The sequence below is a fragment of the Kitasatospora sp. NPDC114501 genome (genome assembly GCF_055633695.1).
Genome location: NZ_JBVKDS010000015.1, coordinates 98099 through 112968 on the forward strand (window position 1 = coordinate 98099; position 14870 = coordinate 112968).

Consider the following 14870-nt stretch of genomic DNA (forward strand, 5'->3'; position numbering starts at 1 on the left):
TGAGTGGGGTGACCAGGCTTGACGAGCCGCCGGTTGGCACGTGGTACGGCGGCCCTTGCCGCCGGAGCACTGATCTGGGGTGTCGCCGCTCCGGCGGCATCGGCCGATCAGATCAGGGACCAGCAGTGGGCGCTCAAAGCGTTCGAGGCGGAGACGAAGGTCTGGCCGACGAGCCAAGGCGATGGCGTGGTCGTCGCCGTGATCGACACGGGGGTGAATCAGGACCAGCCGGACTTGACCGGACAGGTGCTACCCGGAGGTGACTTCTCCGGTGGCGACACGGACGGCCGAGTGGACAACGACGGTCATGGCACCGGGATGGCGAGCCTGATCGCAGGGCACGGACACGGTCCCCAAGAAGGGATCATGGGTCTTGCCCCGAAGGCGAAGATCCTGCCGGTGAAGATCAGCTCTGGCGGTGACGGCCCGGACTCTCAGTCCACCCTTGACCCGCAGCCGACTCCTGATCCTCTGCGGAACGACCTGGCGGATGCGATCCGTTTCGCGGCGGACCACGGTGCGAAGGTCGTCAACATTTCCCTCGGAGGCTATTCCCGATTCGACTCGAAGCTGCGGAAGGCGGTCAACTACGCGGTGTCCAAGGACATTGTGTTGGTCGCCAGTTCGGGCAACAACGGGTCCGGCCTGGGCGTCGAGTATCCGGCTGCTTTCCCTGGCGTCGTAGCAGTGGGAGCCGTCGACGCCAACGGGGTTGTGTGGGAACGTTCCACCGCGGGTGCCGAGACCACGCTCACGGCGCCTGGTGTGGGGATCTACCGTTCCGCGCTGAAATCCTCGACGGGCTACGAACGGAGGAACGGTACGTCGGACTCCACTGCCTATGTCTCTGCGACTGCGGCGCTCATCCGTTCCAAGTACCCGAACCTGTCCGCTGGGCAGGTGATCAATCGGATGATCAAGTCGGCCACGCGCCCGGCCGGTGGGCCGGCGGTGCCCGACAGCCAGTACGGCTACGGGATCGTCGCGCCGGCGAAGGCTCTGGAGGCGAATCCCGCCGTGGACAACGGGCCTCGGGAGAACCCGCTGATCGGGCGGATGGAAGCGAAGGGCACGCCGCCTCCGGTGGATGAGGAGACCGACGAGCCCTCCGTGGAGCCGATGGTCCCGGAGGGGGACAGCGGGGGCGGCAGCGGTACGTTCCTGGTCTGGGGCGGCGTGGGGCTGGTGGGCCTGCTGATCGGTGCCGTGGTGCTCGTCGTGGCGCTCGTGGTGCGGGGGCGGCGGAGGCGGGGGGACGGGCGGCCGCCGTACGGGGCGCCGTATCAGTGAGTGGCGAGCCATTCGTCGCGTAGGGCGGCCATCTGGAGGACGTCCCAGTAGCGGTCGTCCCAGTGGTGGGCCTGGCGGGAGCGGCCTTCGAGGGTGAAGCCGGACTTGCGGTAGGAGTGGGCGGCGCGTTCGTTGTACTCGAAGACCTCGAGGTGGACGCGGTTGAGGCGGATGGTCTCGAAGGCGTGGCGCAGGACCAGGAGGGTGGTCTCGGTGCCGATGCCGCGGCCGGTGCTGTCCGGGGTGAGGGCGATCCGGAAGTTGGCGGAGGAGTTGTCGGGGTCGACGTCGGTGAGGGCGGTCTCGCCGAGGAAGCGGCCGGTGGCGGGGTCCTCGACGGCGAGGTCGAGGCGGTCGGGCTGCTCGGGGCGGGTGGCGCACCACTGGTGGATCTGGTCGCGGGTGAAGGCGGTGCGGGTGCCGGTGAGCCGGTTGGTCGCCTCGTCGGTGCAGAGTTCCCACATCGGGTCGGTGTGGCGTTCGTCGAGGGGGACGAGCCGGACGGTGGGGCCGTGCAGGGTGGGCTTCACGGCGAGGGCGGCGAGGGCGGCCAGGGCGGGGAGGGCGGCGCTGTCGGCGGCGTCGGCGGTCATGGTCCTCAGGATGGACGGTCGGGTTCGGTTCGGGCCACGGGTTTTGTCCGGGCGCGCTGGGCACGCCGGGCGCGCCGGGCCCCCACCGGGCTGGAGTGCGCGCGGTGAAGGGGGCGGGTGACGGGGGAACGCGCCGGGTGAGTGCGCCGGGGGGTGGCAGCATTTCGGCGGCCGCTGGCGCCGTTGCCGCTGGCGGAGGTCCCCCGGTGGCGGGGATGCTGGGCCCATGAGCACTCCTGAGAGCACGCCGATCGCCGTGGACCCCGCCGACGACGGGATCGTCCCGGACACCAAGGACTGGACCTGGGTGCTGGAACGCCCCTGCGCAGACTGCGGGTTGGACACCCCGCGGGTGGTCCGGGAGGACGTCGCCGGGATGGTCCGGGCCAATGCGGAGGGCTGGCTGACGGTGCTTGCGGGGGACGCGGACGGGCTGCGCCGGCGGCCGGCCCCGGGGGTGTGGTCGGATCTGGAGTACGCGTGCCACGTCCGGGACGTCTTCCGGCTGTTCGGCGTCCGGCTGAACCTGATGCTGGACCAGGACGGTCCGCTGTTCGCCAACTGGGACCAGGACGAGACGGCCGTCGCCGAGCGCTACGGGGAGCAGGACCCGCGGGTGGTGGCCGGGGAGCTGGCGGAGGCCGCGGAGAGGCTGGCGGCGGCCTTCGAGCGGGTGGCCGGTGAGCAGTGGGGGCGGACCGGGAAGCGCAGTGACGGGGCGCGGTTCACGGTCGAGTCGTTCTCCCGGTACCTGATCCACGACCCGGTGCACCATCTGTTCGACGTGACGGGCGAGCGGGTCTGAGGCCGGTTCGGGGCGTCCGGCCCGGGGGGCACCCGGTTCGGGCCCGGCGGGGGCGCGGGGTCACCAGCCGGAGGCCTCGCGCAGCATGGTGCGGCGCAGCCGCCCGGCCACGCTGGCGGCGTCGGTGCCGATGACGTCGGCGATCTCGGGGGCGGCGAGGCCGACGACGTAGTGCAGGATCGCCAGGTCGTCGTCGGCCGGGTGCCGGTCCGGGTCGGGGGTCACCTGGCGGGTGTGGTGCGCGACGGTGCCGCGCAGGATCTCCCAGGCGTGCGCGGTCGGGTTGGAGCTGCCCATCAACTCCCGCCAGCGCACCGCGATTTCCGCGAAGGCCTGTTGGACGGCGGTGGCCGCGGCACTGTGCTCGGTCAGCCACACGCGCGCGTAGCTGAGGTACCGGGGGCGGTGGAGTTCGCAGAACGCGGTGAACTCCAGTGGTACGTCCGCCGGCTCGCCGGGCCCCGGGGGAGGCCCGGCGGAACTCTCGTGACGATTGGTCATCTCGGCTTCTCGGAAAGGGAGATGGATTTCTGACGGTCGATCATCTGTGCTCACTCTACGGTAGGCCCTCGGTGCGCTGGGTGACCAATCCGATGGAATGCCCGGAACCCGCCGCCGCCAGGCCGGTTCCGGTGGCGACCGGGTGCGGCGTGGCGGCGGGACGGCTGGGCGGGAGGCCGGCGACGGCCGGCCGGGCAGAACTGCGCAGTGGCGTGGGGATCGTAGGTGCGAGCGTGTCGAAGCTGGTCAGAGGGTGTAGGGCGGCTGTGACTGCAAGGCAGTTGATGTGCCACCGTAGGCCCTGAGGAGGCTGGCGTCCACGCTCAGGGCGCGAACCTGCGCCCGCACAACCACCCGCACAACCGCACTCACGATCGTTGCGAAGATCACCACGGACGGGGGCACGGGCATCACCGCGGTGACGCCCGTACGCGTGGCTGCCGCCGAGCGCGGGAGGTGTGCGTGGAAGGCGTGCGGGAGAGGCGCGCACGAGGGGTGTGCGACGGGGTGCGCCGCCGGCGCGGTGGGCCGGGTGCGTTGACCGCGCCCCGGCGGTCTGGACGGGACCGGCCGGGGCGGGAGGGCGGGCGGAGCGGCCGCCGCCCGTTCAGGAGGTCGTCCGGGCCTCCCGGGGGGAGATCCGGTCGGCGGCGGTGTCCCGCTCCACCTGGGTCGGGAAGGCCTCGACGGCCCGTCGCCGGGCCGCCTGCGCGGCGGCTGCCGCGGCGGCCGCCGCCGTGGCCGCTCCGGCGGCGGCCTCCTCGCGGTCGCACCGGTGCGCCGCTCCCGCGGCATGCCCCGCGCCGGTGTGCCCGCCGCCGGTGTGCCCACCGGAAGCGTGCCCGCCGCCGGGGTGCCCCCCGGCGGGCCGCCCCGAGTCGCGTCGGCGGCGGCCGAGCGCGGCCCGGGCGGCGTGTTCCTCGGCGGCCTGTCTAGCGGCCAGGTAGGCCTGTACGGCGGCCATGCCGTAGACGGGCTGGATGAGCTGGTGGCCCTTGAAGAAGGGCCTGGCCGGGGCGAACCCGGCGGCGACCACGAGGTCGCGGATCTCTGCTATCTCGGCCTCACTGCGGGCGGTGAAGCGGACCTCCCAGCCCTTCTTGTACGTATGGCCCTTCTCGCCGCTGCGACGGGCGGGGTCGGGGCGGCGGACGTATCCGGGCAGACGGCCGAGGCGGAGCTGGGCCGCGCGGAGGCCGGCGGTCTCGTCACGTGACATGACGTAAGCCTAGGCAATCCACGGGGCGGGATTGACGCCTTGGGGGTCCCTCGCCGTATGCCCTTGGTCACGCTGGGTCAGGCGCCCAGGTGGGCGATCGTTTTCGATCACATATGACAACCCGATGAGCGTCAATTACTCCAAATGAGTGAGGGTATGAGGACTTTAGTGCGAGCTGATCCCGGTTTCGCGACGGTTGGGTAACAGTGCGTCAGGCTCCTGGTCGCGGGTCCGGGCGGTTGGGGATGGTGGCGGCATGAGCTACCGGATTCCGACGCCGCCGCCGTCCCTGGAGGAGCTGGCGAAGCGTCAGCAGAACGTCGTCACCGCGAGCCAGTTGCGCGCCCGGGGCGTGCCGGCCCGGATCATCACCGAGCACTGCCGCCGGGGCGGTCCCTGGCAGCGGATGCTGCCCCGGGTCTACCTGTTGCAGTCCGCCGGTCCCACCCCGGAGCAGCGGATGTGGGCCGCGCTGCTGTACGCCGCGCAGAACGGCCGCGAGGAGGGCCGCCGGGAGGGCGCGGTGATCACCGGCGCGGCCGCGCTGGCGCTGTACGGCTTCGCCGTCGCGCCCCGGCTGCCCGCGGTGACCGGGGTGGACGTCCTGGTGCCCCGCCAGCGCCGGTTGAAGGACGTCGGCGAGGTGCGGATCCGGCGCACCGAACGGGAGTTGGAGGCCCGCTCGGTGCACGGCCTGGCCTGTGCGCCGGTGGCCCGGGCGGTCGCCGACGCGCTGGTCGAGTGGACCGCGGTGCCGGGTGATTTGGCGGCGGGTGAATCGGCGCCGGTGCGCGAGGTGCTGCGGGAGGCCGTCGCCCGGCCCGGGAACCGCTGCACGGCAAGGGAGTTGGTGGTCGAGCTGGCCGACGCCGGGCTGACCGGCGAGCCCCGGGTGCGCGCGGCGTTGGACGAACTCCTGGCCGACGAGCGGGACTTGGTGCTGGAGCGGCTCGGCCGCCTGGCGGACGAGTGGCTGCTGCCGACCCCGCTGAACGCCCCCGAGCTGCGGATGCGCGGCGGCACGTACATCGCCGTCCCGGACCTCTACTGGCCGGAGCGGGGCGTCGCGGTGGAGGTGGACTCGGAGCTGCGCTGCGTGAGCGAGGGGGAGGCCGCCTGGGTGCGCGGCGGCCAGCACCGGATGGAGTACCTGGGCATCCGCGTGGTGTACGTCTCCGGGGCCCGGTTGGCCGCCGACCCGGACGCGGTCGGCGGCGAACTGCGCGAGGCGTACCGGGCCGGCGGGACGGACGTGGTGCAACTGCTGGTGGTCTGAGCGGCCGACGCGCGGCCACCCGAACCCACGTCATCCGGCATCCGGCATCCGGGATCCGGCATCCGGGATCCGGCGTCCGCTACGAACGGACCACCGGGGTGCCGACCAGCTCGACCCCGGCCGCCCGCAGCTCCGCCAGCGCGGCGGCGGTGGTCTCCGGGGCGACCCCGGCGGTGAGGTCCAGCAGCACGCGGGTGGTGAAGCCCGCCCGGGCCGCGTCCAGCGCGGTCGCCCGGACGCAGTGGTCGGTGGCGATGCCGACCACGTCGACCTCGTCGACCTGCCGCTCGCTCAGCCACTCCACCGGACCGCGGTTGTTCTCGTCCAGCCCCTCGAAGCCGCTGTACGCCGCCGAGTGGGCGCCCTTGTCGAAGACCGCCTCGACCGCGCCGGAGATGACGGCCGGCGCGAAGTTGGGGTGGAAGCCCACGCCCTCGGTGCCGGCCACGCAGTGCGGCGGCCAGCTGTCGACGTAGTCCGGCTCGGCGGAGAAGTGGTCGCCCGGATCGATGTGGTGGTCACGGGTGGCGAGGACGTGCTGGTAGCCGGGGGTGGCCTCGGCGATCAGGTCGGTGATGGCGGCGGCCACCTCGGCGCCGCCGGCGACGGCCAGGCTGCCGCCCTCGCAGAAGTCGTTCTGCACGTCGACGACGATCAGTGCCCGGTGCATGGCTCGCATCCTCGGATCTCGGGGGCCCGCGGGAGGCGGCGCCCCGGTGGGGGGAGCCCTCGGGAGTACGCGGCCCGGCCGTGCCGGGCGCGGGGGGTTCTCGGGGAGCTCCGGGGGAACTCGGGGAACTCTACGGCTGACTCTAGGGAGTGGCGCGCGGGGGCGGAAGCCCCGGGACCCTTCTTCGGACCCGCGCCCGCGGGGCGGACGACGGGAGCGCGAAGACGGGCCCCCGGGGCCGGTCCGGCGGACCGGCCCCGGGCTCCGGTCAGTGGGTCTGCCCGGCGGGCAGGACCAGTTCGGTCGGCAGCACCGGGTCGCCCTTGGAGAGCTGGGTGGCCGACAGCGGCAGCGCGGCGCGGGCGCGCACGTGCCGGTCGCGGGCGGCGCTCAGCGGCTCCCGGCCGACGGTCTCGCCGCCCAGCACCAGCGGCACCTGCACCAGGTGCGGCCGCAGTTCGTCCGGGACGGGCCCGGTGCCGACCACCTCGGCCTCGGCCACGCCGTCGGCGTCGGGCCGGCGGGCCGCCCACTTGCGGCCGCCGGTGCTGGTCTTGCCGCCGGCCGCGCGCTTGGCCACCGGCACCATCGGCCCGCCGTCGGTCTCGGCCCGGGCGACGAGCTTGTAGACCATCGCGCAGGTCGGGTGCCCGCTGCCGGTGACCAGGCTGGTGCCGACGCCGTAGCCGTCCACCGGGGCGGCGGCCAGGGCGGCGATCGCGTACTCGTCCAGGTCCGAGGTGACGATGATCCTGGTCCGGTCGGCGCCGAGGTCGTCCAGTTGGCGGCGGACCCGGTGGGCCAGCAGGGTGAGGTCGCCGGAGTCGATCCGGACGGCGCCCAGTTCGGGGCCGGCCACCTCGACCGCGGTGCGCACGGCCTCGCGCAGGTCGAAGGTGTCGACCAGCAGCGTGGTGCCCTTGCCCATGGAGGCGATCTGCGCCTTGAAGGCGTCCCGCTCGCTGTCGTGCACCAGGGTGAAGGCGTGGGCGGCGGTGCCGGTGGTCGGGATGCCGTGGGTGAAGCCGGCCTCCAGGTCGGAGGTGGCGGCGAAGCCGGCCACGTAGGCCGCCCGGGCGGCGGCGACGGCGGCCTGCTCGTGGGCCCGTCGGGCGCCCATCTCGATCACGGGGCGGCCTCCGGCGGCGGCGGTCATCCGGGAGGCGGCGGCCGCGATGGCCGAGTCGTGGTTGAGGATCGAGAGGATCACCGTCTCCAGGATCACCGCCTCGGCGAAGCTGCCCTCGACGGTGAGCAGCGGCGAGCCGGGGAAGTAGACCTCGCCCTCGGGGTAGCCGTGGATGTCGCCGCGGAAGCGGTAGTCGGCGAGGAACCGCAGGGTTTCCTCGTCGACCACGTCCTGGTCGGCGAGCCAGTCCAGCTGGGCGGTGCCGAAGCGGAAGTTCTCGACGGCGTCCAGCACCCGGCCGGTGCCGGCCATGACGCCGTAGCGGCGGCCACTGGGCAGGCGGCGGGTGAACACCTCGAAGACGGAGCGGCGGTGCGCGGCCCCGCTGCGCAGGGCGGCCTGCAGCATGGTGAGCTCGTAGCGGTCGGTGAGCAGCGCGGTCGAGCCGGCCGCTCGCACGGAAGTGGCGTCCATACGGATGATGCTACTACCACTTAGCGTCAGAGTGACGATTTCTCGTCGAGCGCGCCGGGCCGGAATCGCCCGGGTGTCCCCCGGATGGCAGCATGGGGCGTGAGGGGTTACGGACGACTGTGCAGCGAGGAGGACCGGGGTGAGCGTCGCGCCCGTGGAGATCGAGCGCCCGGAGGTCGAGGGGGTGCCGGTGACCGAGCCGGACACGCCCTGGGTGACCATCGTGCACAACGACCCGGTCAACCTGATGAGCTACGTCCAGTACGTCTTCCAGGCCTACTTCGGCTATCCGAAGGACAAGGCCCGGAAGCTGATGATGGACGTCCACACCAAGGGTCGGGCGGTGGTCTCCAGCGGCTCCCGCGAGGAGATGGAGCGCGACGTCCAGGCGATGCACGGCTTCGGCCTCTGGGCGACGCTGCAGCACGACTGACGCCGGGCCGACCGACACCGGCTGGCCGGGAGCCGACCGGTGCCGGTGCGACCGGTGCCGGGCCTCCGGCCGTACGACCGACGACGACGAAGACGGGCTGACCGATACAGATGGCTGGGTTGTTCGAGAGCACCGGCGGTGGTGGCGCGGCGATCGCGCTGGACGAGTGGGAGGCCTCCATCCTGCGCTCGCTGGAAGTGCAGTTGCTGGAGCTGATCGGCCCCGGCCCGGGCGCGGAGGGCGACGACCCGCTGGCCGCGCTGTTCGCCGAGGGCCCGACCGAGGCGCCCGCCGACCCGGTGCTGGCCCGGTTCTTCCCGGACGCCTACGGCGACCCGGAGAAGCCGGGGGACGAGGAGTCCAGGGTCGCGTCGGGCGAGTTCCGCCGCTTCACCGAGCTGGACCTGAGGGCCCGCAAGCGGGACGACGCGCTGTTCGTCGTCCGGGCGCTGGACGGCCTCGGCGACGGCGGGGTGCTCAAGCTGGCCCCGCCCGACTGCCTGCGCTGGCTGGGTGCGCTGAACGACCTGCGGCTGGCCGTCGGTGTCCGACTGGAGGTCACCGAGGACGACGAGGACGGCCTCTACGACCTGCCGGACGGCGACGAGCGCAAGCCACTGGTGATGGCGTACCTGTGGCTGGGTGCCCTGCAGGAGTCGCTGCTGGAGGCCATGGCGGACTGACCTCGGGGGAGGATCGTGCCCGATTCCGGGCAGGCCCCGGCCGTTTCGTCCAGAATGTGGACGATTGGCCGGGGCATTTCTCGTGAAAATCGGACAAACCATATCAGGCTATGCTCAAATAACGCTCAGATGGACACCGCTATCCGAACTTCGCGTGGTACGACTTCTCCACCCCCGAGACCGACCAGGACGGTGCGCATTGGCCGAGAAGTTGTACGACGAAATGGTCGACAGCCCGCAGAACGCGGAGGGCTACGAGCGCGGGCTCGGCAGCCGCCAGATCCAGATGATCGCGATCGGCGGCGCGATCGGCACCGGCCTGTTCCTCGGCGCGGGCACCGCGATCTCCCGCTCCGGCCCGAGCCTGATCCTCTCCTACGCCGTCGCCGGCCTGGTGATCTTCGTGATCATGCGGGCGCTCGGCGAACTGCTCACCTACCGCGCGGTCTCCGGCAGTTTCGCCGAGTACGCCCGGGAGTTCCTCGGCCCCTTCGCCGGTTACGTGACCGGCTGGACGTACTGGCTGTTCTGGGTCGTCACCGGCATGGCGGAGACCACCGCCGCCGCCGTCTACGTGCGGTTCTGGGCGCCCGACATACCGCAGTGGCTCAGTGCGCTGACCTTCCTGGTCCTGCTCTACGCGGCCAACCTGATCTCGGTGAAGCTGTTCGGCGAGATCGAGTTCTGGTTCTCCATGGTGAAGGTCACCGCCATCATCGGCATGATCCTGATCGGCGTCGGAGTGCTGACCCTGGGCTTCAGCAAGGCCGGTGACACCGCGTCGATCGGCCACCTGTGGCAGGACGGCGGCTTCTTCCCGAAGGGCATCGGCTCCACCGTGATGACCCTTCAGATCGTCATGTTCGCCTACCTGGGCGTCGAACTCGTCGGCGTCACCGCGGGCGAGAGCGAGAACCCCGAGAAGACCCTGCCGCGCGCCATCAACACCCTGCCCTGGCGGATCGCGCTGTTCTACATCGGCGCCCTGGTGGTCATCCTCTCGCTCGTGCCGTGGACCGAGTTCCAGCCCGGCGTCAGCCCGTTCGTCGCCGCCTTCGGCAAGATCGGCATCCCGGCGGCGGCCGGCATCATCAACTTCGTGGTGCTCACCGCGGCGCTCTCCTCCTGCAACTCCGGTATGTACTCCACCGGCCGCATGCTGCGCGACCTCGCGCTGAGCGGCCAGGCCCCGGGCCGGCTCACCCGGCTCAACGCCCGCCGCACCCCGGCCTTCGCGATCACCGTCTCCAGCCTGCTGATGGGCGTCGGCGTGGTGCTCAACTACCTCGTCCCGGCACGGGCGTTCGAGTACATCACCTCGGTCGCCACGGTCTGCGGCCTGTGGACCTGGGCGATGATCCTGATCTCCCAGATCCGCTACCGCCGGGCCTGGCGGGCCGGCCGCCTGCCGGCGCCCACCTTCAAGGCGCCCGGCGGCGCCTGGGTCAGCTGGGCCGCGCTCGCCTTCCTCGCCCTGGTCGTGGTGCTGATCGGCCTGGACCGGGACAACCGGATCTCGCTGTTCGTCTTCCCGGGCTGGGCCCTGCTGCTGGTGGTCGGCTACCAGGTGCTCAAGCGCCGCGCCCCGCAGGCCGTCCACGGCGCCGCCCCGGCCGCGGTGCCCGCCGGCGACGGGAACGTGGACGCCCGCTGACCGGCACTCGGACGCCCCGGCGGATTCGCGCCGGGGCGTGGCTATCCTGGCCCGCATGCTGACCATCACCCGAGAACTCCGCGACCGGATCGTGGCCCACGCCCGCGCCGACCACCCGGACGAGGCCTGCGGCGTGGTCGCCGGACCGGCCGGCAGCGGACGTCCCGAGCGGTTCGTCCCGATGCTCAACGCCGCCCGCTCGCCCACCTTCTACGAGTTCGACTCGGGCGACCTGCTCAAGCTCTACCGCGAGATGGACGACCGGGACGAGGAGCCCGTGATCGTCTACCACTCGCACACCGCCACCGAGGCCTACCCCTCGCGCACCGACGTGAGCTACGCCTCCGAGCCGTTCGCCCACTACGTCCTGGTCTCCACCGCCGACGGCAACGGCGAGGAGGACCCGTACCAGTTCCGCTCGTTCCGCATCGTGGACGGCGAGATCACAGAGGAAGACGTGCAGGTCGTCGAGGACTACCCGGCCTGACCGGCACACCCGCGGACGCGGCCCGCCGACCCCGTGCGAGGGGTCGCCGGGCCGCCGTCGTCTCAGCCCTGGGAACGCGAACATCCGGATCCCGAGACGGGCATGTCTAAGCGGGGCCGGGAATCTATACGATGAGTCCATGCGTTCCGTCGATGTGAGCACCCAGGCCCCGGGCACCCGCCTCGTGGCGCGCCTGCACATCGACCTGTGCCGGCACGCCGGTGCGATCTGTCCCGGCACGCCCGCGCGCTCGCGCTGAGAGCCGCCTCACCACACCCGGGCCCGCCGCCCCGGCGACGCCGAGCCCCGGGGCGCCCGCCCTGCCGCGTCCGCTGCGGCCCACCCACTTCACGACTCGCCCAGGAGCGCACTCATGGCCATCGAGGTCCGCATCCCGACCATCCTCCGCACCTACACCGACGGCGCCAAGGCCGTCGAGGGCAACGGCAGCAACCTCGGGGAACTCTTCACCGACCTCGACGCCCGCCACCCGGGCATCGCCGCCCGCCTGGTCGAGGGCGGCGAGCTGCGTCGTTTCGTCAACGTCTACCTGAACGACGAGGACGTCCGCTTCCTGGAGGGCATCTCCACCGCCCTCGCCGACGGCGACAGCGTCACCATCCTGCCCGCCGTGGCCGGCGGCGCCCGCTGACCTCCCGGCTCCCCCGCCACCACAGCGGCGGGGGAGCCGGCCCCGCCACCCTCACCGCTCCGGCCGGAGGCCTCCCTTGCGTTACGACAGCCCGCTCGAAGCCGTCGGCAACACCCCGCTGGTCCGCCTGCCGCGGCTGTCCGCCGCCGTCCCCGGCAACGCCGAGGGCCTGGTGAGCCTCTGGGCCAAGCTGGAGGACCGCAACCCCACCGGTTCGATCAAGGACCGCCCGGCCCTGCACATGATCGAGCGCGCCGAGGCCGCCGGCCGGCTCACCCCCGGCTGCACCATCCTGGAGCCCACCAGCGGCAACACCGGCATCTCGCTGGCCATGGCCGCCAAGCTCAAGGGCTACCGGATGGTCTGCGTGATGCCCGAGAACACCAGCGAGGAGCGGCGCGAGCTGCTCCGCATGTGGGGCGCCGAGATCATCCCCTCCCCGGCCGCCGGCGGCTCCAACACCGCCGTCCGGATCGCCAAGGAGATCGCCGCCGAGCACCCCGACTGGGTGATGCTCTACCAGTACGGCAACCCCGACAACGCGGGCGCCCACTACACCGGCACCGGCCCCGAGATCCTCGCCGACCTGCCGACCGTCACCCACTTCGTGGCCGGCCTCGGCACCACCGGCACCCTGATGGGCGTCGGCCGCTACCTGCGCGAGAAGGTCCCCGGCGTGAGGATCGTCGCCGCCGAGCCGCGCTACGACGACCTGGTGTACGGGCTGCGCAACCTGGACGAGGGCTTCGTCCCCGAGCTGTACGACGCCGAGGTGCTCACCACCCGCTTCTCGGTCGGCTCCGCGGACGCCGTCCGCCGCACCCGCGAACTCCTCCGGCACGAGGGCATCTTCGCGGGCGTCTCGACCGGCGCCATCCTGCACGCGGCGATCGGCGTCGGCCGCAAGGCGGCGGCCGCCGGGGAGCGCGCGGACATCGTCTTCGTGGTCGCCGACGGCGGCTGGAAGTACCTGTCCACCGGCATCTACACCGCCGAGTCCACCGAGGCCGCGGTCGAGGCGCTGCAAGGCCAGCTCTGGGCGTGAGGCCTCTCAGCGCTGTGGCGACGGCTCCGCCCTGACGCCCGTCAGCGCTGCATCGCCCGCCGGGCCCGCGCCCAGACCTGCCCGTCCACCGTGCCGGAGCGGCGGCGGAAGGCGGACAGCGGCACCTCGCGCAGCTCGTCCGTCTCCAGCCAGCTGGTCCGGCCCTGCCGGTCGCCCACCGACCCGGGCGGCAGCGGCAGCACCCCCGGGCGCTCGGCGCGGTGCCTGCTGGTGATCTTCGCGACGGTGGCGGTCCGGCCGTGCACCCGCAGCACCAGGCACGGGCGGTCCTTGGAGCCCGGCCCGTCCTCGAACGGCACCTCCGCCCACCAGATCTCCCGCGGCTGCGGGGCGGCCCCGGTCCGCGGCCGCGGACCGGTCGGCCCGGCCGGGCGCGGGGCCGGACGGGTGCGCCGGACCAGCGCCGCCGCGGCGGCGGCCAGCAGCGCGACGCCCAGCAGCGCCAGGACGAGCCAGGTGGCGGTCATGCCGTTCATGCGGCGAACCGTACCGGGCCGGGGGTGAACGCCACCACCGCGCCGGCCGCGCCGGGGGTGAACGCGGCCCCTCGCAGCCCGGCGCAGGCCGCGCCGACCGGTCCTTTGTCCGCGCATTGCTCCCGGTTCGTCACGGAACCGCCACACGGCCCGTTCCGCACCCGGAACCCCGGCCGTCCCCGGCAAGGCTGCGTCACGAACGTCCGCCCCCGTCCCCCCGGAGGTGCCCCCGTGACCCCTGGCCCCGAGCTGTGGTCCTACGCCGAGATCGCCCGCCACATCAACGTCCGGCGCGAGACCGTCCGCAGCTACCGCCGGCACCGGCTGCTGCCCGACCCGGACGTCGTCGACGGCAGCGGACACCCGCGCTGGTACCCCTTCACCATCCGCACCTGGGCCCGCAACCGGCCCCGGCGCCGCTGATCCCCGGCCCGTCAACCGCCCGCGCCGCCGCCCCGGGCGTTCTGGTGATTCCGCCCACAGCCCGGCACGGGGACGGGGGCAAAGGGCCGCTCCGCCCTTACCCTCGACACACCAACGCGGTGCCACCGGCCGGTCCACCGGGCCCGGCCTGCCGTTTTCCATGCTGTTTTCCGCCGGTACCGGTGGAGGACGGCGATGCCGTTTTCCAGCAGCAGCCAGGATGTTTCGGGGCGGAGGGGCTCGGATGAAACTGACCGTGGTGGGGTGCTCAGGGAGCTTCCCGTCCGCCGACTCGCCCTGCTCCAGCTACCTGGTCGAGGCCGACGGCTACCGGGTCGTCCTCGACCTCGGCAACGGAGCCCTCGGCGCCCTCCAGAACTACACCGGCCTCTACGACGTCGACGCCGTCCTGCTCAGCCACCTGCACGCCGACCACTGCGTCGACCTGTGCGCCTACTGGGTGGCCCGCAACTACCGCGCCGAGGGCTGCCCCGAACTGCTGCCCGTGTACGGCCCGGCCGGCACCGCCGAGCGGCTCGCCCGCGCCTACGACATGCCGGAGAACCCCGGGATGAAGGAGGTGTTCGAGTTCCGCACCCTCACCCCCGGCAGCTTCGAGCTCGGCCCGTTCCGGATCGGCGTCGCCCGGGTCAACCACCCCGTCGACGCCTTCGCCTTCCGGCTGGAGCACGACGGCCGCTCGCTGGTCTACAGCGGGGACACCGGCGAGAGCGCCGAACTCGTCGAACTCGCCCGCGACACCGACCTCTTCCTCTGCGAGGCCGCCTACATCGACGGGCGCGACACCTACCGGGCCGTCCACCTCAACGGCCGCGAGGCGGGCGAGCACGCCGCCGCGGCCGGTGCCCGTCGGCTCGTCCTCACCCACATCCCCCCGTGGACCGACGCCGAGCACAACCGCCGGGACGCCGCGGCGGCCTACCCCGGGCCGGTCGAGATCGCCCGGGCCGGCGCGGTGTACGAGATCTGAGCCGGCCCGCGCCGCCCGGCCCGGTGTGACCGGGCGGGGCCCCACACG

General features: G+C 72.9%; 18 protein-coding genes. 12 read left to right on the forward strand and 6 right to left on the reverse strand.

Translation table 11 applies throughout. From position 1 onward, the window contains the following. The first annotated feature begins 18 nt into the window (after window positions 1-18). Window positions 19-1290, forward strand: coding sequence for a type VII secretion-associated serine protease mycosin (gene mycP, locus ACZ7RU_RS26650; RefSeq protein ID WP_470343488.1), 1272 nt, complete (start codon window positions 19-21; stop codon window positions 1288-1290). On the opposite strand, the gene ACZ7RU_RS26655 is transcribed toward mycP, so the two are convergent. Next, the gene (locus tag ACZ7RU_RS26655) at window positions 1284-1883 is read right to left on the reverse strand and encodes a GNAT family N-acetyltransferase (protein ID WP_470343489.1); all 600 of its coding nucleotides are present in this window, start codon (window positions 1881-1883) and stop codon (window positions 1284-1286) included. The genes mycP and ACZ7RU_RS26655 overlap by 7 nt on opposite strands. Window positions 1884-2109: 226 nt before the next feature. On the opposite strand from ACZ7RU_RS26655, the gene ACZ7RU_RS26660 reads away from it, so the two are divergent. Beyond that, complete coding sequence (locus ACZ7RU_RS26660) at window positions 2110-2688, forward strand: DinB family protein (RefSeq protein WP_470343490.1); 579 nt, start codon at window positions 2110-2112, stop codon at window positions 2686-2688. A gap of 60 nt (window positions 2689-2748) precedes the next feature. Here ACZ7RU_RS26660 and ACZ7RU_RS26665 read toward each other — a convergent pair whose 3' ends face one another. Next, entirely contained in the window at window positions 2749-3189 is a 441-nt protein-coding gene (locus ACZ7RU_RS26665) for a SigE family RNA polymerase sigma factor (RefSeq protein WP_470343491.1), read from the reverse strand. A 607-nt stretch (window positions 3190-3796) separates the two neighbouring features. After that, window positions 3797-4408, reverse strand: a complete 612-nt coding sequence (locus ACZ7RU_RS26670; RefSeq protein WP_470343492.1) for a hypothetical protein — start codon at window positions 4406-4408, stop codon at window positions 3797-3799. 256 nt (window positions 4409-4664) lie between these two features. Between ACZ7RU_RS26670 and ACZ7RU_RS26675 the strand changes: the two genes are divergently transcribed. Continuing rightward, entirely contained in the window at window positions 4665-5684 is a 1020-nt protein-coding gene (locus ACZ7RU_RS26675) for a hypothetical protein (RefSeq protein WP_470343493.1), read from the forward strand. A 79-nt stretch (window positions 5685-5763) separates the two neighbouring features. Here the strand turns inward: ACZ7RU_RS26675 and ACZ7RU_RS26680 are convergent, their stop codons facing one another. Together ACZ7RU_RS26680 and ACZ7RU_RS26685 are read right to left on the reverse strand one after the other, a co-directional pair. Further along, window positions 5764-6354, reverse strand: coding sequence for an isochorismatase family protein (locus tag ACZ7RU_RS26680; protein ID WP_470343494.1), 591 nt, complete (start codon window positions 6352-6354; stop codon window positions 5764-5766). Window positions 6355-6622: 268 nt separating this feature from the next. Then, on the reverse strand, window positions 6623-7957 hold the full coding sequence (locus tag ACZ7RU_RS26685) for a nicotinate phosphoribosyltransferase (protein WP_470343495.1): 1335 nt from the start codon (window positions 7955-7957) through the stop codon (window positions 6623-6625). Between the two features lie 139 nt (window positions 7958-8096). Between ACZ7RU_RS26685 and clpS the strand changes: the two genes are divergently transcribed. The 7 genes from clpS (at window position 8097) to ACZ7RU_RS26720 (ending at window position 12911) form a co-directional block, all read left to right on the forward strand. Then, window positions 8097-8390, forward strand: a complete 294-nt coding sequence (clpS, locus tag ACZ7RU_RS26690) for an ATP-dependent Clp protease adapter ClpS (RefSeq protein WP_470343496.1) — start codon at window positions 8097-8099, stop codon at window positions 8388-8390. Between the two features lie 110 nt (window positions 8391-8500). Then, on the forward strand, window positions 8501-9073 hold the full coding sequence (locus tag ACZ7RU_RS26695; protein WP_470343497.1) for a DUF2017 domain-containing protein: 573 nt from the start codon (window positions 8501-8503) through the stop codon (window positions 9071-9073). A gap of 223 nt (window positions 9074-9296) precedes the next feature. Beyond that, on the forward strand, window positions 9297-10727 hold the full coding sequence (locus tag ACZ7RU_RS26700) for an amino acid permease (protein WP_470343637.1): 1431 nt from the start codon (window positions 9297-9299) through the stop codon (window positions 10725-10727). A gap of 55 nt (window positions 10728-10782) precedes the next feature. Beyond that, a complete protein-coding gene (locus ACZ7RU_RS26705) occupies window positions 10783-11214 on the forward strand; it encodes a M67 family metallopeptidase (RefSeq protein WP_470343498.1) in 432 nt (143 codons plus the stop codon). A 139-nt stretch (window positions 11215-11353) separates the two neighbouring features. Further along, complete coding sequence (locus tag ACZ7RU_RS26710; RefSeq protein WP_310593142.1) at window positions 11354-11473, forward strand: putative leader peptide; 120 nt, start codon at window positions 11354-11356, stop codon at window positions 11471-11473. Window positions 11474-11587: 114 nt separating this feature from the next. Then, entirely contained in the window at window positions 11588-11866 is a 279-nt protein-coding gene (locus ACZ7RU_RS26715) for a MoaD/ThiS family protein (RefSeq protein WP_030242903.1), read from the forward strand. A gap of 76 nt (window positions 11867-11942) precedes the next feature. Continuing rightward, the gene (locus ACZ7RU_RS26720) at window positions 11943-12911 is read left to right on the forward strand and encodes a PLP-dependent cysteine synthase family protein (protein ID WP_470343499.1); all 969 of its coding nucleotides are present in this window, start codon (window positions 11943-11945) and stop codon (window positions 12909-12911) included. A gap of 41 nt (window positions 12912-12952) precedes the next feature. Here the strand turns inward: ACZ7RU_RS26720 and ACZ7RU_RS26725 are convergent, their stop codons facing one another. Continuing rightward, window positions 12953-13408, reverse strand: coding sequence for a type II toxin-antitoxin system PemK/MazF family toxin (locus ACZ7RU_RS26725; protein ID WP_470343500.1), 456 nt, complete (start codon window positions 13406-13408; stop codon window positions 12953-12955). A 231-nt stretch (window positions 13409-13639) separates the two neighbouring features. Between ACZ7RU_RS26725 and ACZ7RU_RS26730 the strand changes: the two genes are divergently transcribed. Then, window positions 13640-13831 (forward strand): MarR family transcriptional regulator, encoded by a 192-nt coding sequence (locus tag ACZ7RU_RS26730; protein WP_470343501.1) that lies wholly within the window; start codon window positions 13640-13642, stop codon window positions 13829-13831. Between the two features lie 244 nt (window positions 13832-14075). Next, window positions 14076-14822 (forward strand): MBL fold metallo-hydrolase, encoded by a 747-nt coding sequence (locus ACZ7RU_RS26735; RefSeq protein WP_470343502.1) that lies wholly within the window; start codon window positions 14076-14078, stop codon window positions 14820-14822. The last annotated feature ends 48 nt before the right edge of the window (window positions 14823-14870 follow it).

What these genes read in the sequence shown, in the direction of transcription:
- ACZ7RU_RS26685 (WP_470343495.1), bottom strand. Translation starts at nt 7,957, where the DNA reads ATGGACGCCACTTCCGTGCGAGCGGCCGGCTCGACCGCGCTGCTCACC.
- ACZ7RU_RS26680 (WP_470343494.1), bottom strand. Translation starts at nt 6,354, where the DNA reads ATGCACCGGGCACTGATCGTCGTCGACGTGCAGAACGACTTCTGCGAG.
- ACZ7RU_RS26675 (WP_470343493.1), top strand. Translation starts at nt 4,665, where the DNA reads ATGAGCTACCGGATTCCGACGCCGCCGCCGTCCCTGGAGGAGCTGGCG.
- ACZ7RU_RS26665 (WP_470343491.1), bottom strand. Translation starts at nt 3,189, where the DNA reads ATGACCAATCGTCACGAGAGTTCCGCCGGGCCTCCCCCGGGGCCCGGC.
- ACZ7RU_RS26655 (WP_470343489.1), bottom strand. Translation starts at nt 1,883, where the DNA reads ATGACCGCCGACGCCGCCGACAGCGCCGCCCTCCCCGCCCTGGCCGCC.
- ACZ7RU_RS26670 (WP_470343492.1), bottom strand. Translation starts at nt 4,408, where the DNA reads ATGTCACGTGACGAGACCGCCGGCCTCCGCGCGGCCCAGCTCCGCCTC.
- ACZ7RU_RS26710 (WP_310593142.1), top strand. Translation starts at nt 11,354, where the DNA reads ATGCGTTCCGTCGATGTGAGCACCCAGGCCCCGGGCACCCGCCTCGTG.
- ACZ7RU_RS26695 (WP_470343497.1), top strand. Translation starts at nt 8,501, where the DNA reads ATGGCTGGGTTGTTCGAGAGCACCGGCGGTGGTGGCGCGGCGATCGCG.
- ACZ7RU_RS26660 (WP_470343490.1), top strand. Translation starts at nt 2,110, where the DNA reads ATGAGCACTCCTGAGAGCACGCCGATCGCCGTGGACCCCGCCGACGAC.
- ACZ7RU_RS26715 (WP_030242903.1), top strand. Translation starts at nt 11,588, where the DNA reads ATGGCCATCGAGGTCCGCATCCCGACCATCCTCCGCACCTACACCGAC.
- ACZ7RU_RS26735 (WP_470343502.1), top strand. Translation starts at nt 14,076, where the DNA reads ATGAAACTGACCGTGGTGGGGTGCTCAGGGAGCTTCCCGTCCGCCGAC.
- ACZ7RU_RS26705 (WP_470343498.1), top strand. Translation starts at nt 10,783, where the DNA reads ATGCTGACCATCACCCGAGAACTCCGCGACCGGATCGTGGCCCACGCC.
- ACZ7RU_RS26700 (WP_470343637.1), top strand. Translation starts at nt 9,297, where the DNA reads ATGGTCGACAGCCCGCAGAACGCGGAGGGCTACGAGCGCGGGCTCGGC.
- ACZ7RU_RS26725 (WP_470343500.1), bottom strand. Translation starts at nt 13,408, where the DNA reads ATGAACGGCATGACCGCCACCTGGCTCGTCCTGGCGCTGCTGGGCGTC.